The following is a 1,800-nucleotide window of genomic DNA, read 5'->3' as shown; positions in this document are numbered from 1 at the left end:
AAATTTCCAACATTAAACACATTCGTTCAATTCGGAAAGCTATTAGTTACAACGTGTTGCAGCTAAAAGAAGTGGCGACGAGCCAAAACCAAGCCAAAACAAATATAACGCAAACTTTTGAATTTTCGGAGAAAATTCGGAAGTATGCCCTTGCCTAAGCCATTTTTTTTAACTGCTGTTGGCTGTAGTTAATTTTTATATTTAGTTTTTTCAATATTCAGTATATAAAACATTCCAAGTGGTTTTTTCTCAAGAGTTAACTCAATATAGCAATCAAAATCACAATTTTTATAATCTTGGTAATTAAATAGTTTTGTGGAATACGTTTTTCCTCTAAATTTATAAGATAAAGAACGATATTTTCCAGAAGACACCTTTTCTACTAAGCATTTTTCTTTTGAGGTTTCTCCTTTTTTGTGATTGTAATATATAATAGAAACTTTAAAAATCGAAATAAAAATAACACTCAGTGGTAAAGTAATCATTAATAAAGTAAAGATAAAATATAATGAAGATTTAAATTCTTTAATCCAATTTTTGCCTATATAGTAATGTAGAAAAATGCCTGAAATAATAAACGCTAGAGAGAAAAATGTATAATCTATAAAATCAGGGACATTTATTAGGTTAGTTGTATCCATTAATAAAAAAAGTACTAATAGGAATATGAAAAAAAGAATAATATTGGTTAGATTATTTTTCATAAAAGTGATTCACATTAATTACAGCCAACGTTCTGAGGCTTGCTCTCAGTGGCGTTGAACCAACACCAAGCCATTACAAATATAACAAAACATTCCATTCAGCAGCGGATTTTCCGTAGGAAAATCCGGAAATAGCCATTGAAGCAAACCGCTGTTAGCAGGAGCCTTTTAAAAATAGAATAAATTAGATTGTAGCCCAATTGGGAAAGGTTCGTTTTTATATTTTTCAATCAAAGTTATTAATTGTTCAATTTTAGACACTTCTCTAATTCCATTTCCACACCAAAAATCTTTAATACCATTAGAATCATAATCTATAAAGACATATTTTGTACTTATACCTGGACCAACTGACATTTTATATACAAGAACTATTGTCTTATCACTTATTGCTAAAAATTGCAGTCCTCTTCTTGGTAACTTTTCGTTTTCATCGATTATATCATTATTTTTATATTTTTCGTTTGGATTAGCAATTGAAAATTCACCATTTAAACATTCCAATTGTTCCTGAATTTTTTTCGGAATACTTTCTTTTTTATTTGTTATTTCAAACTTTTCATTTCGAAGTTTGGTTGTAAAAAAATCAAGATTAATATTTTTTAGAACCTTTTCTTCGTCAATTTTATATCCACAATCTTTTTGTCCAAATGTAATTATTGAATTTAAGAGAATAAGTGCGAAAAAGATTTTCTTCATTTTTTGGAATTTATTTGTTCTGAAGGTTACTGCTAACGTTAGGCCGCTTGTGGCAGTTGCGTAAATTTATAACAAAACTTTACAAGTACAAAACTACTCGTGGAATTTTCGGAGAAAATTCCGAACACAAGCCAAGCCTAGCAATTGCTACAAACGGCTGTTGTAACCAGTTTTTATTTTTTTATTAACTCAGTTATTTCGTTAAGACTTAATTCCATTAGTTTTTTATGAATAAATCCCAAAAATAGAATAAACAATATCGCTGAAGAAAGTCCAAATAATATACCGTGTTCATATATAAATCCGATTGTCCAAATTATTAAAAAAGTCAGTACGAAAATCGAGGGCACTGAAAAAGTTCCTTTAAATAATAATTGCAATAATTTAAGGAGTAGAA

The 1,800-nt window shown here is 28.7% G+C and carries 3 protein-coding genes; all 3 read right to left on the bottom strand.

The window, feature by feature from the left end:
* Positions 1-188 precede the first annotated feature (188 nt).
* A complete protein-coding gene (locus GFJ99_RS13190; RefSeq protein ID WP_153213650.1) occupies positions 189-641 on the bottom strand; it encodes a hypothetical protein in 453 nt (150 codons plus the stop codon).
* Between the two features lie 231 nt (positions 642-872).
* A complete protein-coding gene (locus GFJ99_RS13185; protein WP_153209502.1) occupies positions 873-1,403 on the bottom strand; it encodes a hypothetical protein in 531 nt (176 codons plus the stop codon).
* Between the two features lie 173 nt (positions 1,404-1,576).
* Positions 1,577-1,800 (bottom strand): hypothetical protein (locus tag GFJ99_RS13680; protein ID WP_203228796.1); only part of this gene is annotated, 224 nt, incomplete at its 5' end.

The organism is Flavobacterium sp. LMO6, assembly GCF_009495795.1.
In the GTDB taxonomy this organism is placed as follows: Bacteria; Bacteroidota; Bacteroidia; order Flavobacteriales; family Flavobacteriaceae; genus Flavobacterium.
This window is presented reverse-complemented; position numbering and strand designations above follow the sequence as displayed.